21 protein-coding genes are annotated in these 20,214 nt (G+C 64.0%); 12 read left to right on the top strand and 9 right to left on the bottom strand.

Features of this window, described 5'->3' with window-relative positions; genetic code table 11:
- The first annotated feature begins 49 nt into the window (after positions 1-49).
- A complete protein-coding gene (locus F3J17_RS15370; protein ID WP_167059943.1) occupies positions 50-466 on the top strand; it encodes a VOC family protein in 417 nt (138 codons plus the stop codon).
- Entirely contained in the window at positions 466-1,809 is a 1,344-nt protein-coding gene (locus F3J17_RS15365) for an RNA polymerase sigma factor (RefSeq protein ID WP_167059940.1), read from the top strand. Before F3J17_RS15370 ends, F3J17_RS15365 begins: the two co-directional genes overlap by 1 nt.
- On the opposite strand, the gene F3J17_RS15360 is transcribed toward F3J17_RS15365, so the two are convergent.
- Positions 1,806-2,732, bottom strand: a complete 927-nt coding sequence (locus F3J17_RS15360) for a LysR family transcriptional regulator (protein WP_167059937.1) — start codon at positions 2,730-2,732, stop codon at positions 1,806-1,808. The two genes, F3J17_RS15365 and F3J17_RS15360, sit on opposite strands and share 4 nt — an antisense overlap.
- 119 nt (positions 2,733-2,851) lie before the next feature.
- Between F3J17_RS15360 and mdlC the strand changes: the two genes are divergently transcribed.
- The 4 genes from mdlC to F3J17_RS15340 all read left to right on the top strand — a co-directional run bounded on the left by mdlC (position 2,852) and on the right by F3J17_RS15340 (position 8,221).
- Complete coding sequence (mdlC, locus tag F3J17_RS15355; protein WP_167059934.1) at positions 2,852-4,483, top strand: benzoylformate decarboxylase; 1,632 nt, start codon at positions 2,852-2,854, stop codon at positions 4,481-4,483.
- A 48-nt stretch (positions 4,484-4,531) separates the two neighbouring features.
- On the top strand, positions 4,532-5,455 hold the full coding sequence (locus F3J17_RS15350; protein ID WP_167060476.1) for a 2-dehydropantoate 2-reductase: 924 nt from the start codon (positions 4,532-4,534) through the stop codon (positions 5,453-5,455).
- A gap of 41 nt (positions 5,456-5,496) precedes the next feature.
- Positions 5,497-6,903 (top strand): MFS transporter, encoded by a 1,407-nt coding sequence (locus F3J17_RS15345; protein WP_167059932.1) that lies wholly within the window; start codon positions 5,497-5,499, stop codon positions 6,901-6,903.
- Positions 6,904-7,084: 181 nt separating this feature from the next.
- Entirely contained in the window at positions 7,085-8,221 is a 1,137-nt protein-coding gene (locus F3J17_RS15340; RefSeq protein WP_167059930.1) for a porin, read from the top strand.
- Positions 8,222-8,267: 46 nt separating this feature from the next.
- Here F3J17_RS15340 and F3J17_RS15335 read toward each other — a convergent pair whose 3' ends face one another.
- Entirely contained in the window at positions 8,268-9,629 is a 1,362-nt protein-coding gene (locus F3J17_RS15335) for an MFS transporter (RefSeq protein WP_167059928.1), read from the bottom strand.
- A 291-nt stretch (positions 9,630-9,920) separates the two neighbouring features.
- On the opposite strand from F3J17_RS15335, the gene F3J17_RS15330 reads away from it, so the two are divergent.
- Positions 9,921-11,003, top strand: a complete 1,083-nt coding sequence (locus F3J17_RS15330) for a beta-propeller fold lactonase family protein (RefSeq protein WP_240161005.1) — start codon at positions 9,921-9,923, stop codon at positions 11,001-11,003.
- Between the two features lie 59 nt (positions 11,004-11,062).
- Here the strand turns inward: F3J17_RS15330 and F3J17_RS15325 are convergent, their stop codons facing one another.
- The 5 genes from F3J17_RS15325 to F3J17_RS15305 form a co-directional block, all read right to left on the bottom strand.
- The gene (locus tag F3J17_RS15325; RefSeq protein ID WP_167059924.1) at positions 11,063-11,350 is read right to left on the bottom strand and encodes a PAAR domain-containing protein; all 288 of its coding nucleotides are present in this window, start codon (positions 11,348-11,350) and stop codon (positions 11,063-11,065) included.
- A gap of 25 nt (positions 11,351-11,375) precedes the next feature.
- The gene (locus F3J17_RS15320; protein WP_167059922.1) at positions 11,376-12,515 is read right to left on the bottom strand and encodes a glycosyl hydrolase; all 1,140 of its coding nucleotides are present in this window, start codon (positions 12,513-12,515) and stop codon (positions 11,376-11,378) included.
- 80 nt (positions 12,516-12,595) lie between these two features.
- Entirely contained in the window at positions 12,596-12,883 is a 288-nt protein-coding gene (locus tag F3J17_RS15315) for a hypothetical protein (protein ID WP_167059919.1), read from the bottom strand.
- Between the two features lie 368 nt (positions 12,884-13,251).
- Positions 13,252-13,707 carry a hypothetical protein gene (locus F3J17_RS15310; protein ID WP_167059916.1) on the bottom strand — a complete coding sequence of 152 codons (456 nt, stop codon included), beginning with the start codon at positions 13,705-13,707 and terminating at the stop codon, positions 13,252-13,254.
- A gap of 5 nt (positions 13,708-13,712) precedes the next feature.
- Positions 13,713-14,729 carry a 1-aminocyclopropane-1-carboxylate deaminase gene (locus tag F3J17_RS15305; RefSeq protein ID WP_167059913.1) on the bottom strand — a complete coding sequence of 339 codons (1,017 nt, stop codon included), beginning with the start codon at positions 14,727-14,729 and terminating at the stop codon, positions 13,713-13,715.
- A gap of 165 nt (positions 14,730-14,894) precedes the next feature.
- On the opposite strand from F3J17_RS15305, the gene F3J17_RS15300 reads away from it, so the two are divergent.
- Positions 14,895-15,395 carry an Lrp/AsnC family transcriptional regulator gene (locus F3J17_RS15300; protein WP_167059910.1) on the top strand — a complete coding sequence of 167 codons (501 nt, stop codon included), beginning with the start codon at positions 14,895-14,897 and terminating at the stop codon, positions 15,393-15,395.
- Positions 15,396-15,432: 37 nt separating this feature from the next.
- On the opposite strand, the gene F3J17_RS15295 is transcribed toward F3J17_RS15300, so the two are convergent.
- Complete coding sequence (locus tag F3J17_RS15295; protein ID WP_345891200.1) at positions 15,433-16,539, bottom strand: serine hydrolase; 1,107 nt, start codon at positions 16,537-16,539, stop codon at positions 15,433-15,435.
- Positions 16,540-16,797: 258 nt separating this feature from the next.
- Between F3J17_RS15295 and otnI the strand changes: the two genes are divergently transcribed.
- The 3 genes from otnI to F3J17_RS15280 all read left to right on the top strand — a co-directional run bounded on the left by otnI (position 16,798) and on the right by F3J17_RS15280 (position 19,573).
- On the top strand, positions 16,798-17,586 hold the full coding sequence (gene otnI / locus F3J17_RS15290) for a 2-oxo-tetronate isomerase (RefSeq protein ID WP_167059907.1): 789 nt from the start codon (positions 16,798-16,800) through the stop codon (positions 17,584-17,586).
- A 77-nt stretch (positions 17,587-17,663) separates the two neighbouring features.
- Positions 17,664-18,671: a D-erythronate dehydrogenase gene (gene denD / locus F3J17_RS15285; protein ID WP_167059904.1), complete on the top strand. Its 1,008-nt coding sequence runs from the start codon at positions 17,664-17,666 to the stop codon at positions 18,669-18,671.
- Positions 18,668-19,573, top strand: coding sequence for an SMP-30/gluconolactonase/LRE family protein (locus tag F3J17_RS15280; RefSeq protein ID WP_167059900.1), 906 nt, complete (start codon positions 18,668-18,670; stop codon positions 19,571-19,573). Before denD ends, F3J17_RS15280 begins: the two co-directional genes overlap by 4 nt.
- Before the next feature lie 3 nt (positions 19,574-19,576).
- Here F3J17_RS15280 and F3J17_RS15275 read toward each other — a convergent pair whose 3' ends face one another.
- Positions 19,577-19,822 carry a hypothetical protein gene (locus tag F3J17_RS15275; RefSeq protein ID WP_167059897.1) on the bottom strand — a complete coding sequence of 82 codons (246 nt, stop codon included), beginning with the start codon at positions 19,820-19,822 and terminating at the stop codon, positions 19,577-19,579.
- Positions 19,823-19,871: 49 nt separating this feature from the next.
- Here F3J17_RS15275 and F3J17_RS15270 point away from each other — a divergent pair, with 49 nt between their 5' ends.
- Positions 19,872-20,147: a hypothetical protein gene (locus F3J17_RS15270; RefSeq protein WP_167059894.1), complete on the top strand. Its 276-nt coding sequence runs from the start codon at positions 19,872-19,874 to the stop codon at positions 20,145-20,147.
- The last annotated feature ends 67 nt before the right edge of the window (positions 20,148-20,214 follow it).

Below are 20,214 nucleotides of genomic sequence, written 5' to 3'. Positions count from 1 at the left end.
TTTGGCTTCCGAATCAATATCCAGACCTCAGTTAATTAAGGAAACGATCATGCACAAGCACATCTTCGTCAACCTGGGCGTGAGCGATCTGAAGCGCTCGATGGACTTCTTCGGCGCGATTGGTTTTCGCTTCGAGCCTAAATTCACCAATGACAAGGCCGCCTGCATGGTGATCGGCGACAACATCTTCGCGATGCTGCTCACTACGGATTTCATGCGCACCTTCACCGATAAAAAGCTCGTGGACGCTCGCGAGCAGACCGAAATACTCACCTGTCTGTCGTGTGAGTCGCGCGATGAAGTCAATACGCTGGTGGACAAGGCGCTGGCGGCAGGCGGCACCTCGAAGCGGCCGCCGATGGATTGCGGCGACGCCATGTACGGCCGCAGTTTCGAAGATCCAGATGGCCATATCTGGGAGCTGATGTATATGTCGCCCGAAGCGGTGGAGAAGGGCGCGCATTGATGGCTCAGGATGCGGCCGCGGGCGTGGCTCAGGACGGCGCGAAGCTCGCCGCGATCCATCGTTCGATTGAGGCGGTCTGGCGCATCGAACGCGCGCGCGTGATCGCTCACGCCGCGCGTCTGCTGCGCGACGTGGGCCTCGCCGAGGATGCCGCGCAGGACGCACTGGTCGCGGCGCTCGAAAGCTGGCCCGCGAGCGGCATCCCCGCCAACCCCGGAGCGTGGCTCATGACCGCCGCCAAACATCGTGCGCTTGACCGCTTGCGGCGCGCGGCCGCGCACGCCCGCGCGCACGAAGCGATCGGTGCGGATCTTGAAGCGCTGGAGGCGCATTTCGCCCCCGATATCGCCGATACGGTCGACGCCGCGCGCGAGAACGAAATCGGCGACGATCTGTTGCGGCTCATGTTCGTCGCCTGCCATCCCGTGCTGCCGCGCGAGCAGCGCGTGGCGCTCACGCTGCGGCTGCTGGGCGGCCTCAGCACGCCCGAAATCGCGCGGGCCTTTCTGGTGCCCGAGGCCACCGTTGCGCAGCGCATCGTGCGGGCAAAGCGTGCGCTCGCGGCAGCGAACGTGCCGTTCGAAGTGCCCGACGCGAAGGCGCGTGCCGAACGCCTGGCTTCCGTGCTCGAAGTGATCTATCTGATTTTCAACGAAGGCTATGCGGCTACCTCGGGCGCCGACTGGATGCGCCCGGCGCTCTGCGAGGAAGCGTTGCGGCTGGGCCGCATGCTGGCCGGACTTGCGCCAGCGGAAGCCGAAGTGCATGGGCTAGCCGCGCTGATGGAGTTGCAGGCGTCGCGCCTGCCTGCGCGCGTGGATCGTGCGGGACGCGCCGTGCTGCTGGCGGATCAGGACCGCACGCGCTGGGACCGGCTGCTGATCCGGCGCGGCTTCGCAGCGCTTGGGCGCGCGCAGCAATGCGCGTCGGCGGCTTCGGGCGTGCTCGGGCCGTATGCGCTGCAGGCCGCGCTTTCGGCCTGCCACGCCAGCGCGCCGAGCGCCGCACAGACCGACTGGGCGCGCATTGTCGGCTTTTACGATGCGTTGTTGCGCCTCGATCCGTCGCCCGTGGTGCGCCTGAACCGGGCGGTGGCGGTAGGTATGGCGCAGGGGCCGCAAGCGGCGCTCGCGTTAATCGAAGCGTTGGACGAGGAAGCGGTGCTGCGCCAGTATCCGTGGCTGCCTGCCGTGCGCGGCGACCTGCTCGCGAAACTCGGGCGCATCGAAGAAGCGCGTGCGGCGTTCGAAAGCGCCGCTGCGCTCACCCAGAACACGCGCGATCGCGAAGTGCTGCTCGCGCGCGCCGCATCGCTTGCGCCCGCAAGCTCACCGGACGCTTAGGCCCTCTGCGCCGTCTGCGCGGTCTGCGCGGTCTGCAGCCGCAACTGTTCGAGCAGCTTCACTGCCGGGCTCGGCAAGATGCCCTGACGCCTGCGGAACGCCGTAAGCGTGCGTCGTCCCACCACGCCGGGCATTTCGAGCGTGTCGAATACGCCCGCCTTGCTCTCGGTCACATACATCGTCGAGGCCATCCAGCTCAGGAAACGGGAGCTGCCCACCAGGCTCTTGAGGACCGTCACCGAGCGCGTTTCCACCACCACGTTCGGCAAGCCCAGACCCTGTTCCGCGAAGGCCTGCTGCATATGCTCGAATGGGCCGGTGCCGCGCGGCGGTATCGCCCATTGCGCGTCGAGCGTGTCCGCGAGCGTCAAGCCAGGCGTGCTGCGCAGCGGATGATCGAGCGCCGCCACCACGTAGCTGGCGTCTTCCCAGCGGCAATCCGCAATGGCTGTGATTTCGTCGGTATCGGGCACGGCCATGCTCAGGGCTAGATCGATTTCGCGTTTGACGAGCGCATCGGCGAGCCGGTCCCACACGCCTTCGATGATTTCCACGCGCAGATTCGGCCAGCGCGCCAGCACGCCACTCACCGCGAGCGGCAAAACCAGGCTTGCTATGCTGCCCACCGCGCCCACGCGTATCGTGCCGCGCGCCAGACCGCGCATGGCGTCGATCTCTTCGCGAGCCTGCTCGGCTTCGCGTTGCAGGAGGATGGCGTGGGGCAGCAGCGCCTCGCCCACGGCGGTCAGATGCATGCCGCGCGAATGGCGTTCGAACAGCGGCGCGCCCACCTGTTCTTCGAGGCGGCGCACCGCGCGGCTCAACGCCGGTTGGGTGATGTGCAGCGTTTCCGCCGCCCGCCCTAGGCTGCCGCACTCGACGATGGTCGCAAAGGCCTGAAGTTGCTGGAGGTTGTAAGTCATGCCCAAAGGTAATGCCTTTTGCCGGAATCGGCAATTTTCGGTTACCCGAGGGACGCTGATAATCGATCGACGATTCAACGTGCCCGATTTGACGGGCTCAACAGACAGGAGATCGCGCAATGACAGGTAGCGCGCCGCAGCAGACTCAATCCCAGCAATCCCCCGGCAACACGGCGTTGACCGTGCGCGACGCGGTTATCGATTTCGCGCGCCGCGTCGGCATGACGTCGATCTTCGCGAATCCTGGCTCGACCGAGTTGCCGATGTTCCGCGATTTCCCCGCTGATTTCCGCTACGTGCTGGGCCTCCAGGAGGCCGTGGTGGTGGGCATGGCCGACGGCTACGCGCAGAGCACCGGTAACGCGGCGCTGGTCAATCTGCACTCGGCGGCCGGCGTCGGCAACGCAATGGGCAATATCTTCACGGCGTTCCGCAACCGCACGCCGCTCGTCATCACGGCGGGGCAGCAGGCGCGCTCGATCCTGCCGTTCGACCCGTTCCTCGCCGCCACCCAGGCGGCCGAATTGCCCAAACCCTATGTGAAATGGAGCATCGAACCGGCGCGCGCCCAGGACGTGCCGCTCGCGATCGCTCGCGCCTATGCGATGGCGATGCAGGAACCGCGCGGGCCGGTGTTCGTGTCGATTCCGGTCGACGACTGGGACCAGCCCGCCGAGCCGCTTGCCCAGCGCGAACTCGCGCACACGCTGCGCCCCGAACCGGCGATGCTCGCGCGTATCGGCGCGCTGCTCGATGACTGCGCGCGGCCTGCCTTCGTGGTGGGCGGCGCGGTGGATCGGGCGGGCGCGGTGGAAGACGTCGTGGCGCTGGCCGAGCGCCATCGCGCACGCGTATTCGTCGCGCCGATGACCGGTCGCTGCAGCTTCCCCGAAACCCATCGCCTGTTCGCGGGTTTCTTGCCGGCGATGCGCGAACGCATCGTCGATCTGCTCGCGGGGCACGACGCGATCTTCGCGATCGGCGCGCCCGCGTTCACGTATCACGTCGAAGGCCAGGGGCCGCATGTGCCGCCCGGCGCGCAACTGTGCCAGTTGATCGACGATCCCAACGTGGCCGCCTGGACGCCCGAAGGCCTGATTGCCGTCGGCAACGTGCGGCTGGGCGTGCAGGATCTGCTTGCGCGCGCGGCACGACCCGAACGCGCGATGCCCGCGCCGCGCGCACAGCCGCCACGCGCGATGCCGCCGCAACAAGGCGAGCGCATGTCGGTGGCATTTGCGTTGCAGACGCTCGCCGAAGTGCGCGATCCGCACGGGCCGGTGGTGGAAGAAGCGCCCAGTTCGCGGCCGGTCATGCAGACATATCTGCCGATGGTGCGCCCAGGCAGCTTCCTGACAATGGACAGCGGTGGTCTGGGTTACGGCATGCCCGCAGCGGTTGGCGCGGCGCTCGCGCGGCCCGGCGAGCGCGTGATCGCCTTGATCGGCGATGGCTCCAGCATGTATTCGATCCAGGCGATCTGGAGCGCGGTGCAATGGACATTGCCGATTACCTTCGTGATCCTCAATAACTCGCGCTACGCGGCCTTGCAGGATTTCGCGCCGGTTTTTGGCTTTGCGAAGGACGATCCGGTGCAGGGCACCGATCTTCCCGGCCTTGATTTCGTGACGCTGGCGGCGGGCATGGGGTGCGCGGGCGTACGCGTGAGCGAGGCCGCGCCGCTGGCCGGTGCATTACGCGAGGCGTTGGCTGCACAGGGGCCAGCCTTGGTGGAAATCGTCGTCGCCTGACGACGCTATAGAGAACAACGCGACAAGGAGACGGCAATGCATGAAGCGATGGAGATAGCGATTCTCGGCGCGGGGGCGATGGGGTCGCTGTTCGGCGGCCTGCTGGCGGAGGCGGGGCACGACGTCACGCTGCTCGATATCGACGAGGCGCATCTGGAGGCGATCCGCCGCGACGGCCTGCGCCTTGCCACCGACGCGGGCGAGCGCGTGGTCACGAAGTTGCGCGCCTTGCGGCCCGAAGCGGCGCAGCGCGCGCCCGAACTGCTGATCGTCTTTACGAAGACGATGCACACCGAAGCGGCGCTCGATGCGGCGCGTGCGCTGATCGGCCCGCATACATCGGTGCTGTCATTGCAGAACGGGCTCGGCAACGTCGAACGCCTGGCGCGCAGCGTGCCGCGCGAACGCATCATGGTGGGCGTGACGACGTGGCCGGCCGACAAACCCTCGGCGGGCCGTGTGAGCTCGCATGGCAGCGGCATGACGCGCCTGATGAGCGCCGACGGCGAGACGCGCGTGAGCGTCGCGCGCACGGTGGCGGCCCTCAATTCGGCGGGCCTGGCCTGCAGCGCCGACCCGGATGTGTGGATCACGATCTGGGAGAAGGTCGCGTTCAATGCGGCGCTCAACAGCCTCTGCGCGGTCACGCAATGCACCGTGGGCGAACTCTCGAACGTGCCCGACGGCCCTGAGCTGGCGCTGAAGATCGTCGCCGAAGTGGCGGCCGTCGCGCGCGCCAGCGGCGTGGCCGTCGACGAAGCACATATGGTCGGGAACGTGCGGCATGCGCTGGCCAATCATCGCGCGCATCGGCCGTCGATGTTGCAGGACGTGCTGGCGGGCCGCAGAACCGAAATCGAGGCGATCAACGGCGCGGTGGTCGAGGCCGCGCGTGCCGTGCCGATGGCGGTGCCTTGCACGGAAACGCTGCTGCAACTCGTGCGTCTGGTGGACGCCAGCGTGACGCGCTAAAGCGCGCATGCACCAACAACAAAAACGATGGAGACAATTCGATGAACTATTCCCCTGCGGCCTCCGCAGCCGCCGACGCCGACCGCGCCGCGCAGGCCGCGCAGGCCGGAATCGCGCATGGCGGCGCTGCGGTCGATATCGGCCAGGCGCTCGACGACGGTCCCTTCACGTTGCTGCAAAAGTGCGTGGTGGTGCTGGCGGCGCTGTCGATCGTCGTCGACGGATTCGATAGCCAGCTCATTGGTTTCGCGATCCCGATGCTCATCAAGGAGTGGGGCATTACGCGCAACGCGTTCGCGCCCGTGGTGGCGGCGGGACTGATCGGCATGGGCATCGGCAGCGCCTGTGCGGGACTGTTCGCGGACCGCTTTGGGCGGCGCTGGGCTGTGATCGGCAGCGTGCTGGTGTTCGGCGCGGCGACCTGTTCGATTGGCCTTGCGCCCAATATTGCGGTGATCGCGGCGCTGCGCTTCGTGGCGGGCCTTGGGATTGGCGGCGCGTTGCCGAGTTCGACCACCATGACCGCCGAATACACGCCCGCGCGCCTGCGTACCTTCGCAGTTACGGCGACGATTGTATGTGTGCCGCTGGGCGGCATGCTCGCGGGACTGTTCGCGGCGCAAGTGCTGCCCGTGTACGGCTGGCGCGGTCTGTTCGTCGCGGGCGGCGTGTTGCCGCTGGTGCTGGCTGTCGCGCTGCTCGCCTGTCTGCCGGAATCGCCGCGTTTTCTCGCGCGCCGCTCGCCGCGCTGGCCGGAACTCGCGCGTCTGCTCGGCCGCATGGCGCGCGACGTTGCGCCTGACGCCACCTTCACCGATCTGCGTGAGCAACGCGCGGAAAAACATGTCGGCTTTACGGCGTTGTTCCGCGATGGCCGCGCGCCCGATAGCGCCGCAATCTGGGCAGCGTTTTTCATGTGCCTGCTCGCGGTGTACAGCGCATTTAGCTGGCTGCCTTCGATGCTCACCGCCGAAGGCTTGTCCGTCTCGCTCGCGGGCTACGGACTGAGCGCCTACAACCTGGGCGGCGTGATCGGCGCGCTGGGTTGCGCGCTGGCGATTTCCCGCTGGGGCTCGCGCTGGCCGATGCTGTTGTGCTGTGCCGGCGGCGCGGCGAGCGCGTGGATGATTCTCGGCGTGGGCGCGACGCAGCATACGGGGTGGCTGATTGCCGGGCTGGGACTGCATGGGCTGTTTGTGAATGCGGTGCAATCGACGCTTTACGCGCTGTGCGCCTTCGTCTATCCGACCAGCGTACGCGCGACGGGCACGGCTTCGGCGCTGGCATTCGGACGCGTCGGCGCGATTCTCAGCGCGTTCGCAGGCGCGGCGGTCATCACGGCGGGCGGGGCATTCGCCTATCTGCTGATGCTAGGTGCGGCGATGGCGGCGGTGTTGCTCGCGCTTGCGATGGTGCGGCGGCATATTCCTGCCGATCAGGCTCGCTGATCGGTTGACCCTGGTTTGAACCGGGTTCGTCTCATTTGCCGCGCGTAGTCGCACACGCGCGCGGCGCTTCTTATCGTCTGATTCATCGTCTGATTGTGAATTCGCGGCTGCCGGCGAAGGCCGTCGCACGCCATTAATTAGGATGCCAAAACATACTGTCGTACAGGAGACCAGAATCGTCATGAAAGTTCGGATCGCAGCAGGAGCGGCGCTGTTGGGCGCCAGCGCGGCGGCATGCGCGCAGAGCAGCGTCACGCTGTACGGTATCGTCGATACGGGTATCGAATATGTCTCGCATGCCAATGCCGTAGGCGACGCCGTGGTGCGAATGCCCGGCATCACCGGCGAAATGCCGTCGCGCTGGGGCGTGCGGGGACGCGAAGAACTCGGCGGCGGCTGGCGGGCCATCTTTGCGCTGGAGAGTGGCTTCAATATGCGCAGCGGCACGCTCAACCAGGGCGGCCGTATGTTCGGGCGGCAGGCGTGGGTCGGTTTCGATACGCCCTATGGCGCGCTTACGTTTGGCCGCCAGTACACGATGACCTTCTGGGCCATCGCCGATGCCGATCTGCTCGGCCCCGACATTTACGGCGGCACCGCTTCGTTCGATCAGTATTTGCCGAGTTCGCGCAGCGACAACACCGTGGTCTACAAAGGCAGCTACGCGGGCTTCACGCTGGGCGCGACCTGGTCGTTCGGGCGCGATTCGGCGGGAACGGGCAATTCGCCGGGGCAGGGCACGTGTGTGGGGCCGGTGCCGGGCAGTGCGCAGACCTGCCGCGAGTGGTCCGCCATGCTGCGCTACGACCGCAATGGTTACGGCGTGGCCGCATCATACGATCAGCAGCGCGGCGGCGCGGGCGCATCCGCGAATCTATACGATGGCACGCCGACTTTCGCATTCACGAATCCCGGCGACACCGACGTGCGCATGCAACTGAACGGCTATGGCCAGATCGGCGCGCTGCGGCTGGGCGGCGGCTGGCTGGGACGGCGCGTCGACACCGTCTCGCCCGCGACGCCCAACGTACATTCGGATCAGTTCTATCTGACCGCCTCGTATTCGCTCACGCCGGCTTTTATCGTCGATGGCGGCGTCTATCGCATCGTCAACGCGCATGACGATGCGCGTGGCACGATCGCCGCGCTGCGCAGTACGTATCTGCTTTCCAAACGCAGCGCGGTGTATCTGCAAGGCGCGTATCTGTGGAACAGCGCTAAGGCGGCCTATACGGTCAGCCAGGGCGGTGGAGGTACGACGCCCGCGCCGGGCCTGGGGCAACTGGGCATCATGGCGGGCATCCGGCATAGCTTTTGACGCATCAGGCGCGCGCGTTGCAAAAGCGCGCCGCGCCTGACCCGCCTCAAGCCAGTTCCACCCGCTTGATCTCCTTCACGATCACGAGATAGCTAAACACCGTAACCGCGGCGTTCACACCCACGAACGCAAGCGCGCTGTCGAACGAGCCGGTCTTCGCCACCAGATAGCCGATCACGATCGGCGTGACGATACCGGCCACATTGCCGAACATATTGAAGATCGAGCCGGAGAGGCCAATCGCTTCCTTCGGCGCGGTATCGGCGACTACGGCCCAGCCGAGCGCGCCCAGGCCCTTGCCAAAAAACGCCAGCGACATCAGCGCGACCACTAGCCAGTCACTGTGCACGTAATTGCAGCCGACGATGCACGCAGACAGCGCCATGCCGCCCACGATCGGCCCCTTGCGCGCCACGGTGAGCGAGGCGCCGCCGCGAATCAGCGCATCGGACAGCACGCCGCCCAGCACCCCGCCGAGAAAGCCGCAGACCGCCGGCAGCGACGCCACCAGGCCCGCCTGCAGGATCGTCATGCCGCGCGCCTGCACGAGGTAGATCGGGAACCACGTCAGGAAGAAATACGTGATGACGTTGATGCAGTACTGCGCAAGATAAACCCCCAGCAGCATGCGGTTGGTGAGCAACTGGCGCATCAACTGCCAGCCGTTGCTGCTCTGCGCCTGTTCCGAACGTGACTTGCGCTGATGGCCGTTGACGAGGCCGCCGCCTTGCTCGATGTAGTCGAGTTCCTGGCGATTGATATGCGGATGCGTGGCCGGGTTCTTCATCACCTTGAGCCAGACGACGGCGAGCACGAGGCCGCCAACGCCCATCATCAGATACACGTGATGCCAGCCATAGGCATGCGTAACCCACGCCATCAGCGGCGTGAACACCACCGCCGCGAAGTACTGCGCCGAATTGAAAATCGCCGATGCCGTGCCGCGCTCCTTCGTCGGGAACCAGCTGGCGACGACCTTGGCGTTGGCGGGAAAGGCCGGCGCCTCCGCCGCGCCCATCACGAAGCGCAGCGCAAAGAGCGCAGTAACGGCGGCCGCCGCGCTGCCAAGCACGCCAATCGCGCTTTGCAGCAGCGTGAACAGCGACCAGAGAAAGATGCTGGCCGCGTAGACGCGGCGTGCGCCGAAGCGGTCGAGAATCCAGCCTGCCGGCAGTTGCGAGAGCACATACGCCCAGCTGAACGCCGAGAAGATATAGCCCATGCGGATGGCGTCGAAGCCGAATTCGGCGCGCATGGCCGAGCCAGTCACCGAAAGCGTTGCGCGGTCCGCGTAGTTGAGCGTCGTAATGATGAATATCAGCGCGAGGATGACGTAGCGGACTTTGGTGCGCGTTAAGGCTTCGGCGGCGTCTGCGGCGGCGGGGCTGGCGGTACGGCTCAACGGCATGGTGTTGGACCCTTCGGTGCGCGGGAAGCGAGGCTTCCCTGTCTCTGTGCTGCCTTAGTTGTAATACGTCTTTTCAACTTGTCAGAGGCAATCGTAGCGCGCCGATCGGATCGGGATCAACCGTAGAACACTTATTTTTGCCAGTTTTCAGGGTAAACGTGGATTTGTCGAAAGCGCGTGGCTATGGGATCGTCGCAAAAGTTGTTCGACAACATGGCGGATTGGTCTCCGCTCAGGGCACACGCTGCGTGCGCAAAAAAGGAAAACATGAACAGAAAGGTGGTGCAGGGGATGGTGGGGGCGATGATCGGACTCGCAGGTGCAGCGCTTTGCGCCCAGTCGGCGCAGGGGGCGACGTACGTCTACGTGTCGAACGCGGATAGCCAGGATATTTCGGTGTTCCGCATGGACGAGGCTAGCGGCGCGCTAGCGGCAGTCGAAACCGTGCCCGTGGGCGGCACCGTCATGCCGATGACGTTCTCGCCCGATCATCGGCGGCTCTATGCGGGCCTGCGTTCGCAGCCGTATCGCGTGGTGAGCTTTGCCGTCAATCCGCTCGATGGTCGTCTGGGCGAACTGGGCCGCGCGCCGCTGGCCGAAAGCATGGCTTATCTCTCGACCGACGCGACCGGCCGTTATCTGCTGTCGGCTTCGTACGGCGGCAACCAACTGGCGGTGAACCGCATCGGCGTGGATGGCGTGGCGGGCGAGGTGCAGCAGACCATCAAGACGGGACCGATGGCGCATGCGATCCGCGTGTCGGCGGATAACCGCTATGCGTTCGCTTCGGTGCTGGGTTCGGATGCGTGGCTGCGCCTGCGTTTCGACGCCGCGACGGGGCAGTTGACCGAGGACGCCGCGCCCGCCTATGCGCTACCCGAGAAGTCGGGTCCGCGCCATTTTGTTTTCTCGGCGGACGGGCGCTTCGTTTATCTGATCGACGAACTCGACGGCAAGCTGCATGTGCTCGCGTTCGATCGCACGCGCGACACGGTCAAGCCGATCCAGACAATTTCGATCCTGCCGCCCGATTTTCACGGCGATAAACCTTGGGGCGCAGATCTGCATCTGACGCCGGACGGACGCTTTCTGTATGCGTCGGAGCGCACGTCGAGCACGCTGGCGGCGTATCGCGTGAGCGAGACCACCGGCAAGCTTGAGCGCATCGGCACCTACGCAACGCAGAAGCAGCCGCGCGGTTTCAATATCGATCCTTCGGGGCGTTTCCTGTTCGCAGTCGGGCAGTTGTCGCCGACGATGAGCGTCTATCGCATCGATGCGAAGACGGGCGCGTTGCATGAAAGCGGACAGTATCCGGTGGGCAAGGGCGCGAACTGGGTCGAGGTGGTGAATTACGCGGGGTCGAACGAGTAAGCCGACAGCGATATCGCGCGTTTTTTTGCGCGCGCGATATCGCAAACCGCTAACGTCGATCAGGCATCGACGGACATCGATTGCTGCGAAGCGACCAGCTTTGGCGGCGGATTGCACTTGCAGATGCAAAGATCGTCGCTCAAGGCGGCATGACGGCCATCGGGCGCGGTCATGATCTGACGCGGTCCATCGCACTGGATTTTGCCCGTGCTGTTGCAGGCGGGGCATTGCACTTCGTCGCCTTCATGAGCGACATCGCGGCCGGTGAACTGGATCGTCGTTGCGGCGGCGATGACGGTGCCGTTGGCGGTGGTTTTGTCGCCGTTGAGTATGAGGTAGCGTGGCATGTCCGTATGACCGTGTCTTTACTGGTTAGAACTGGCGCTTTTTCAGCGTATAAGCGGACAATCCATATTCTGTACTCGTATCGGCGTCGAAGTAGCCCCCCAGCATAAGTCCATCGTCCGACTGCGTCCACGACTTTCCCGCATCGGTACTGTAGAGGCTGAAATCATGTGGCGCGCCACTGCCGCTGCTATCCGTTGCATAGGCAATCAGTACGCCTCGAACGCCAACGGCCAGACCACTCATGCTCAGAGGCGCTGCAAACTCATGAAGCTGACGGACTGGGGCCGGTTGAGTACTGGTCCACATAGAGATAATGCCACCACGGCTCATTGTGTCTGAATGTGGTCCCGGACTGGCCAGAGCATAAATCGTGTCCTCGCCCGCATTTTTCGGCACCGACTTCATGTCCACTACCGTCTGCCCGGACAATACAGTTTCCGGTTCGAACTGCTGATCACTCCAGCGAAGTCGGTAGACGACGCTAGAGGACTTGGTTTCGTGCAGTTCATCGACGTAATAGGCTACTCGTAGCGTTCCGTCCCTGGCGAGGTCTACGCCGTCGAATGTTGCGCGTGGTTTTGTCAGGCTTGCAAGAGGGGGCGTTGGAATCTCATGCCATGATGAACCGCCGTCGGTTGTTCGCCACACATGCGGCCCCCAACCAATTGCGTAACTACGCGTTGCATCGAGGAAGAGGAGGTGACCTATATTGTGGTTCTCCGGCCAGTTCAGTTGTACCCAGGTGTTGCCGCCATCGCTAGAACGCCAAAGTCTGGTGACCTGTGGTGTAAGGCCATCGGATGGAATAGGCGACAAATAGTCCATCCATCCAGTGCTAACGTATAACGTGCTCCAATCAGGCGAGTGCCACCACACGCCATCCTGTCCTGGTTGGGAAAACAAGCGCACCAGATTACCGTTAATGGAACCTCGCAAGACGCTGACCGTCCAGCGATTCATGCGTTGATTCGCGTCGCTCATCCAGTCTTCCGTTGGCTCAGCCACATCGGGATTGCTTGACTCGCTTGCGGGTTTAAACGTGATGACGGGGCCTGCGACCTTCAGGCTTATAGCTTTATCGCCGCGAATGATGAAATTCCCACCGCCGTAAGGCTTATCGCCTTTCATGAAGTTTGTTGAAATCGTTTCCCAGCCAGTCGACATTTTCTCGTATCCGTAAGTTACAGCCGCTGCAACTAGCAACGCGCCACAGATTAATTTCCACCGCATATCAGTTTGTGACTTCAGTTGAACTTGAAGGAAAGTAAGCGCTGCAGGGTATAGCTCACGACATCAATGCCTTTACCGACGGCTTCTCCTGCTTCTGTTGCTCTTGTTTTCGCCACTCCTACGCCACTGTCGACCGCTTGTCCCCAGGTTCGCGAATCGCCCCATTCCTGAATGTTGGGCTGCATTGCGATTCTGCTCATATCGATCGGCCCAAGATCTGCCAGACCGCCGTCGAGATATGCCAGTGGATGTGTTTTGAACGTTTCTTCGTCCAGTTCAAGCATGAACTGCTGAACATTCATGCTGAAACTGCCGTTGCCAGGTTTGCGGCCGGCTTGCCGGGTTAAGTCGCCGCAGAATTCTAGATTTTAAGAATCTGCATTGTCAACATAATGAAGGGTAGGGTTGAGTGGATCTGGTTTTGGGCGAGTTATTGAGTGAGTCGGAATGGGGGAGTTTCATTCATAATGAATCAACAATGCAGCATCGCCAGTGGTCAGTAATGTCGGAAATACCGGTTTTGAAATCAATCAATTGGTGTGGGCGGTATTATTTGCGATGTAAAAGGCAAAAATGCGCTGTTCGGGCGGTACCGCCAGACAGCGCATTCACCTGGAGCAACACTTCGGTTTTGGTGATTTCGTGTTCCACGTTCCTGTGATCGGCGTGCTCAACGCTCCCCGCCAAACTGGGTGTTAAGCGTTTCCATCCACACCGCGCCAATGGCTTCAAGTGCCGCTTCTTTTTGTTTCTCCACGTCGAGCACAATCAGTCTGCACACCCTGCCGGTCACCGAGCCGAGCCAGTCGAGCTTGTCCACTTGCTGGCTGCACAGCGCGAGCACACAAGCTGGCGGCAAGGGCGCAAGCAGGCGATCGACATCGGATGGCGCGCGGGTCGCGTCCGCATTCAACATCGAAAACGAAGCCAGCCATTCGGCATGCAATTGCGCCGCATCGTGCAGTTCGAGCACACTGAACTGCGGCGCGGTGCCAAAGCGCTCGCACAGCGCCTTGACGATTTCCGGCGGCGTCGTGTGATCGATCACGGCGCACACCTGGGTCAGCGAGCAGGGCGCGCGCAGCCACGATGCGCGCGAGGAGTCGATATCGAAGGCGGCGCGCATGATGCTCAACCGTCGCGGAACAGGAAGCTATACGCATTGAGCGCGGGCACGCCGCCCAGATGCGCATAGAGCACCTTCGAGCCTTCCGGAAACTCGCCCAGACGCACCTTGTCGATCATTCCCTGCATCGATTTGCCTTCGTAGACCGGATCGGTCAGCATCCCTTCGAGCCGCGCGCATAGCCGGATCGCCTCCAGCGTCCCGTCGTTCGGCAGGCCATATTCCGGGCCGCCATAGCGCGTATCGAGCACGATGTCCTCGTCGCGGATCGGCTTGCCGAGATCGACGATCTCCGCCGTATGACGCGCGATGCGGGCGATCTGGTCGCGCGTCTGCGCCGGTTTGGCCGATGCGTCGATGCCGATCACGCGATCGGCGCGCCCATCCTTTGCGAAGCCCACCACCATGCCGGCCTGCGTGCTCCCCGTCACCGAGCAGACGACGATGTAGTCGAAGCGGATGCCCATCTGCGCTTCCTGCTCGCGTACTTCCTCGGCGAAGCGCACGAAGCCCAGCCCGCCGAGCGGATGTTCCGAGCAACCCGCCGGAATCGGGAACGGCTTGCCGCCCGCACGGCGCACGCTTTCGAGCGCGTCTTCCCAACTGGGCCGGATGCCGATGTCGAAACCGTCCGGCGCAAGCCGCACGTCAGCGCCCATGATGCGCGACATTTCGATATTGCCGACGCGGTCGTACACCGCATCGTGATAGTTGACCCAGTTCTCCTGTACGAGCACGCATTTGAGCCCGAGATGCGCGGCGACCGCGGCCACCTGGCGCGTCTGGTTCGACTGGATGCCGCCAATCGAAACCAGCGTGTCGCAACCCTGTTCGAGCGCCTCGGGAATCAGGTATTCGAGCTTGCGCGTCTTGTTGCCACCGAAGGCCAGGCCGCTATTGCAGTCCTCGCGTTTCGCATAGAGCTCGACCTTACCGCCGAGATGCGCGGACAAACGCTTGAGCGGCTGGATCGGGCTGGGGCCGAAGGTGAGCGGATAACGGGGAAATCGGTCGAGGTTCATGCGTCGCTCCTTGGTTTATCGATGATGGGGTGTTCCGTCGCGATAAAAGGATGATAGGAACGCACGCGAAAAATGAGCTTGCGAAATAAATATCGATTACTTACTTTGAAGGCGTGAAGCGTTCAATCGACACACTTTTCGTTCGTATGGATGGAGAATCGCGCAATGAAATTAGCCCGCAAAACCGCCGACGCCACGCCCGCCGCGCCGGTGCTGGACCGCATCGATCGCGCGATCCTGCGGCAATTGCAAACGGATGCGTCGATCTCGAACGTGAGTCTTGCGAGCAAGGTGAAGCTGAGCGCGCCGGCCTGCCTGCGGCGGGTGGAGCGGCTCAAGGAGATGGGCCTGATTCGCAGCGTGGTGGCGCTGCTCGATCCGAAAGCGCTGGGCGCGGGGATGGTGGTGGTGATCGGCTTCGTGCTCGATCGTTCCACGCCCGAGGCCTTCGCCGAATTCGAGAAGGCGGCGCGCAAGGTCTCAGGCTGTATGGAGTGTCACGTGGTGACGGGCGAATTCGATTACTTCATGCTGGTGCGCACGCGCGACAGCGAAAGCTTCAACCGGCTGCATGCGGAGCAATTGCTGTATCTGCCGGGCGTGCGGCAGGTTCGGTCGTTTATGGTGCTCAAGGAGATTCTGTCGACGCATGCGCTGCCGCTGTGACGGTTTTCGAAGCGGCAGCGCATCGGGTCTTACACGGTTAGCGCAGCGAGCAATTGAGCCAGTGCGAAATCCGTTCGCCGTCCAGGCGTGAGCCTTCGGCGCTCGCGCTATCGAGCATCGTCACGATCACGGGGCGGCGGCCATGCACCATCACGCGCATCACCATGTTGTGCCCCGATTCGTTGATGAAGCCGGTCTTCTGCACGCTCGCCTGCACGCGGCCATACCGCACCAGACGATTGCTGCTCACATATTGAAGCTCGCCGTGGCCGGTCGGCACCTGTTGCTCGTTGTCGGTCGAATAACGGCGGATCAGCGGATAACCGTTGGCCGCGCGCACCAGACTCGCCAGTTCGCGCGCCGTGGAGACATTGTGCGGCGAGAGGCCGGTTGCGTTGACGAAGTGGGTGTGCGGCATGCCAAGGCCGCGCGCCTTCGCGTTCATCGCGGCGACGAAGGCCGGACGGCCGCCCGGATAGTCGCGCGAGAGCGCCGCCGCCGCGCGGTTCTCGGACGACATCAGCGCGATATGCAGCATGTCGGCGCGCGTGAGGCTCGAACCCACCGTGAGGCGCGAACTGGTGAACTTGAGCGTGTCCAGATCGGCGCTGGTCACGCCGATGCGTTGCGCGAGCGGCGCGTGGCGCTGGTCGAGCCAGACCACGGCGGTCATCAGCTTGGAAACCGAGGCGATGGGCACGACGTGATCGGCGTTGCGCGCGTAGAGCTGCGTGTGCGTCTGCTCGTCGACGATATAGATGTTGCGCGAAAAGAGCCGCGTGCGCGAGGCCATCGTGAAGCCGCAGCGCGCGAGCAGCCGCGGCGCGTTGGCGGGTGCGGCGGTCGCGGCAGTCGGCACGGCCTGGGTCCCGAGGGAAACGCGCGACGGCGGCATGGCGCGCGACCTGGTGCGCTTCGTACCCTTCGCCCGCGGTTTCACATCCGGCAGCTTGCTGACGGCGACAGCGGGCGCGGCGTGATGCACCGAACGCGATTTGCGCGTGAGCTTTTTCTTTTTCGCCACCATATGCGCGTGAGGCGCGGTGTGATGCGCACGCGTCGTGGCGGCGAGACTGGTGGTCGCCGCGAAACTGGCGAGGAGCAGTGCGGAGAGGGCTAACGAAAGTCGGGAAAGGGAGATCACCGGCAGAGGCAGTTGAAGCAGGTATGAAGACGTACGAGCGCGTACGAATGGGCTGGATGCGCGGCGCACGCGCGAGAGGCTCCATATTACATGCCATGTAAGGCGTGGCGCAGCTTCTTGTAGGGCGAGCGCGCGGAGCGCCGAGCAACGCAGGCGTGTTACCGGTCTCAGGGTTATCGCGGATGCTTGTGTCTGAGGGCGCTTTTAGAATCGCTTTTAGAATGATCGACTGCCAATTTTGCGCCTCCGGAGTTTTCGATGCCTCGTTTTGCCGCCAATCTGTCCATGATGTACACCGAGCACGCTTTTCCAGACCGTTTCGCGGCGGCGGCGCGTGACGGTTTCGAGGCAGTCGAGTATCTGTTTCCCTATGAGTACGCGCCCGAGGAACTGAAGGCGCGGCTCGACGCAGCCGGGCTCACGCAGGTGCTGTTCAACGTGCTGCCGGGCGACTGGACCAACGGCGAGCGCGGCATCGCTTCCCTGCCGGGACGCGAAGACGAATTCCGCCGCAGCATCGATCAGGCGCTCGCTTACGCGCGCGTGCTCGGCAACCGCAAGCTGCACGTCATGGCGGGAATCGTCGCGTCGCCGGAAACACGCGCGGCGCAGCGCGAAACCTATCTCAAGAACCTCGCCTTCGCAGCGCAGGCCGCTCAGGCCGAAGGCGTCACGATCCTGATCGAGCCGATCAACCCGCGCGACATGCCGGGCTACCTGCTCAACCGCCAGGATGACGCGCACGCCATCTGCAAGGAGATCGGCGCGCCCAATCTCCAGGTGCAGTTCGACTGCTATCACTGCCAGATTGTCGAAGGCGATTTGAGTGTGAAGCTCGAACGCGATATGCCCGGCATCGGTCATATCCAGATCGCGGGCGTGCCCGGTCGCAACGAACCCGATCGTGGCGAACTCAACTATCCCTGGCTGTTCGAGCGCATCGACGCGCTCGGCTATACCGGCTGGATCGGCTGCGAATACCGTCCGCGCACGACGGCGTCGGCGGGTCTCGGCTGGATCCGGCCTTATCTGCCCGCGCGCGGCTAAAAGCCGACGGCATCGTGCCGCGCGCAGGTCCGCTTCAGTCGTCGCAGTTCCCACAAGCATGAACGGAGCAATCGAACATGAAAGTGCTGATTACCGGTGGTGCGGGGTTTCTGGGGCAACGTCTCGCGCGCGATCTGCTCGCGCGCGGCGCGTTGCGCAAGACATTGCAGAACGGCGGCACGCCCGAGCCGATCACGGAACTGATCCTGCTCGACACCACGCCCGCGGCGTCGCCCGTGCCTGACGATGCGCGCGTGCGCGTCGAAACGGGCGATGTAGCGGATCGCGCGGTGCTGGAACGCCTGATCGACACGGATACCGCCGTGATCTTCCATCTGGCCGCCATCCTGAGCGCCGAGGCAGAAGCCGAGTTCGATCTGGGCCTGCATATCAATCTGGACGGCACGCGCGCGCTGCTCGAAGTCTGTCGGGCGCGCGCGCATCGTCCGCGTCTCGTGTTCACCAGTTCGGTGGCGGTGTACGGCGGCGCGCTGCCCGAGGAAGTGCAGGACGATACCGCGCTCGATCCGCAGTCGTCGTATGGCGTGCAGAAGGCGATGGCCGAACTGCTGATCGGCGATTATTCGCGGCGCGGTTTTGTCGATGGGCGCGTGCTGCGCCTGCCGACCGTCGCGGTGCGGCCGGGGCGTCCGAGCGGCGCGGCGTCGTCGTTTGCGAGCGGCATCGTGCGCGAGGCGCTCAACGGCGAGACTGCCGTGTGTCCCGTGAGCGGCTCGACCAGCATCTGGCTGCTGTCGCCGCGCAAGGCGGTGCAGTGCCTCGTGACGGCCAGCGAGATCGAAGGGGAAACGCTGGGCACGCGGCGCATCGTCAATCTGCCGGGCGTGTCGACGACCGTGGACGAAATGATCGAAGAGCTGAGCAAGTTCGGCGGCTCGAAAGCCGTGGGGCGCGTGGAGTGGGTGCCCGACGAGGTGATCGAGCGCATCGTCAGCAGCTGGCCGTCGAGCTGGAACGTCACGCGCGCGAAGAAGCTGGGCTTTTCGGGGGACGCGTCGTTTCATGCGATCGTCAAGGTCTACGTGGAAGACGAGCTGCCCTGGGCGGAAAAGAAACGCGCATGAAGCAGAACGACTATGAAGTGCACGACGCGCGCTTTCGCTCGCTGATTCAGGCGAACGCGCCGCTGGAAAAGATCGCCGGCGATTGCCTCTGGACCGAGGGGCCGGCGTATTTTCCGGCGGCGGACATGCTGGTGTGGAGCGACATTCCGAACAACCGCATGATGCGCTGGGTGCCTGGCTTGGGCGCAGGCGTGTTTCGCGGCAACGCGAACTTCAGCAACGGCAACACGCGCGACAACGAAGGCCGGCTGGTGAGCTGCGAACACGGCCGGCGCTGCATTTCGCGCACGGAGCACGATGGCAGTGTGACGGTGCTGGTGTCGCATTTCGAAGGCCGGCGCTTCAATTCGCCGAACGATCTGGTCGTCGATTCGCAGGGCACGATCTGGTTCACCGATCCCGACTACGGGATCATGAGCGACTACGAAGGCTTTCGCGCCGATGGCGAAATCGGCGGCTGCCACGTCTACGCGCTCTCGCACGGCGAACGCGAAGCGCGGCGCGTTGCCGACGACTTCGTCAAGCCGAATGGGCTGGCGTTTTCGCCGGACGAGTCGCGGCTCTATATCGCCGATTCGGGTGCCTCGCACGTGGAGGGCGGCCCGCGCCATATCCGCGTGTTCGACGTCGAGGGTGGCGTGCTATGCAACAGCCGCGTGTTTATCTCGATGTCGAGCGGCGTGCCGGACGGCTTTCGCGTGGACGAATACGGCAATGTCTGGACCAGCGCCGAAGACGGCGTGCATTGCTACTCGCCGCAGGGCGAACTGCTCGGCAAGATCCTGCTGCCGGAAGTGGTGTCGAACCTCACGTTCGGCGGTTTGAACCGCAACCGGCTGTTTATTACCGCGACCTCATCGGTCTATTCGGTCTACGTGGGCGTGCGCGGCGCGGGGCGCTGAACCTCAGGCCGTCGTCGACAGCAGGCCGGTGGTTTGACCGCTGGCCAGCATCAACTGCACCAGTTCGGCCTGCGCGGTTTGCAGCGCGGATTCGATCTGGCTCGCCTGCGAAAGCTTCGCGTTCTGTTGCGCCGACGCACCCGATTTTGCGGTGGCCGCGGTTGTGTCGGTTGTGCCTTGCGTGCCCGATTGCGACGACGAAGAAGAAGCGGACGACGCAGCCTGCGTCGAGCCGCCCGAATTCTGCACCTGCGCCAGCTGGGCTTCGAGCGATTTGATCAGCGCCTTGAGCTTGTCGATGGCGGCCGTGGTCGCATCGCTCGATGACGACGAACCCCCGCCGCCTCCGCCTCCGCCACCACCGGATTTTTTCGCGCTGGACGTGCTCGTGGTGCTCGACGTGCCCGAACTCGAACCCGTCGACGAACTCGACGATGCGCCGCTGGCGGACGTCGTGCTGCTATCCGTGCTGGTGCTGGCGGTCGATGCCGTGCTGGATGCCGCCGTGCCGTTGTTGCTGCTGGTCGTGCCGGTGTACGTGGTGGTGGCGACCGTGGCCGCGCTGGTCGGCTGAATCTGCATGGAATCCTTCCCTTTGTAATGATGCGGCGCGCCTGGCGTGCGCGATAAATACCCCTAAA

The sequence above is a fragment of the Burkholderia sp. Ax-1719 genome (genome assembly GCF_011753055.1).
Taxonomy (GTDB): Bacteria; Pseudomonadota; Gammaproteobacteria; order Burkholderiales; family Burkholderiaceae; genus Paraburkholderia.
The sequence above is the reverse complement of the archived record's forward strand: the minus strand, read 5'-3'. Positions and strand labels throughout refer to the sequence as shown.